The 677-nt window shown below is 52.8% G+C and carries 2 protein-coding genes; one reads left to right on the top strand and one right to left on the bottom strand.

All coding sequences use genetic code 11. From position 1 onward, the window contains the following. Positions 1-192 (bottom strand): LysR family transcriptional regulator (locus HT737_RS29565; protein ID WP_182404593.1); only part of this gene is annotated, 192 nt, incomplete at its 3' end. Positions 193-393: 201 nt separating this feature from the next. Here HT737_RS29565 and HT737_RS29560 point away from each other — a divergent pair. Next, positions 394-606 carry a 4-oxalocrotonate tautomerase family protein gene (locus HT737_RS29560; RefSeq protein WP_095669182.1) on the top strand — a complete coding sequence of 71 codons (213 nt, stop codon included), beginning with the start codon at positions 394-396 and terminating at the stop codon, positions 604-606. The last annotated feature ends 71 nt before the right edge of the window (positions 607-677 follow it).

The following is a 677-nucleotide window of genomic DNA, read 5'->3' as shown; positions in this document are numbered from 1 at the left end:
CATCCGGATGCTGCGTGTGGTTCTGACGAAAAGACGTGACCCCAGACGCTCTTCAAGACGCAAAATCGAGCGGCTTACTGCTGCAGGCGTCACACCGGCTACCTGCGCGGCTGCCGTAAAACTGCCCGTTTCCGAGGCCAGGCAAAATAGCTCGATGCTTCCTAGCTGCAGGTCATCAAAATGACGCTTCATATTCATCACACCGAGTATTCGCGAAGTGCCCAAAGCATACCGATGTCGATGACACAGTGGCGAGGACCGCGGCTTTTATTCATTACACGGCGTCATAAATGAAGTAACCGGGCCCGCATTTATTCATTCAAGGCCAGCTTATAGAGTTCATTCCACTTGCCGTCTCATCATGCCGATGAGACGCGAACTGGAGACTTTCCCGTGCCTTTCATCAACGTTCGGATCACCCGCGACGGCGTTACCAGCGAACAAAAAGCACAGGTGATCGCCGAGATCACACAAACCATGCAGACGGTGCTCAACAAGGACCCGCACCTGACGCACATCGTGATCGAGGAAGTCGATACCGATAACTGGGGCTACGCAGGAATAACCACGACCGAGTACCGCCAGTCGCTGGTGGAGCCCAGGTAATGCTGAGGCACTTGAAACCGCTTTTTTCAACTATCGAGGCATTATCATGAGCCATTCAAAAAAARTCGTTG

Origin of the sequence: Pseudomonas sp. MD195_PC81_125, from assembly GCF_014060985.1 — a bacterium.
Classification (GTDB): domain Bacteria; phylum Pseudomonadota; class Gammaproteobacteria; order Pseudomonadales; family Pseudomonadaceae; genus Aquipseudomonas; species Aquipseudomonas parakoreensis.
Note: the sequence above shows the minus strand (reverse complement) of the source record. Positions and strands in the feature narration are given on the sequence as shown.